General features: G+C 77.5%; 1 pseudogene. It reads right to left on the reverse strand.

The annotated features are described in order from the left end of the window. Positions 1 to 218 (reverse strand): annotated as a pseudogene (locus tag ACLNEE_RS17130) (16S rRNA (cytosine(967)-C(5))-methyltransferase); the annotation flags it as partial.

Consider the following 218-nt stretch of genomic DNA (forward strand, 5'->3'; position numbering starts at 1 on the left):
GCCGGAGCCTGGTTGCAGGCCATGGCGAAGGCCTCGGCCTGATCGGCCGGGCGCCACTGCAGCAGCAGCCGTGCCAGCCAGTCCGGCAGGGAGTGGCGCAGGCCCAGGCTGCCGGCGGAGGCGGCCAGCCCCTCGCGACGGCGCTGGGCCTGGCGCAACAGGCCGTTGGCCACGGGGGCCAGCCGTCCCAGCCCCGCCCGCTTGGCCAGCTCCACCGT

Source organism: Aphanothece stagnina RSMan2012, assembly GCF_046764815.1.
Taxonomy (GTDB): domain Bacteria; phylum Cyanobacteriota; class Cyanobacteriia; order PCC-6307; family Cyanobiaceae; genus NIES-981.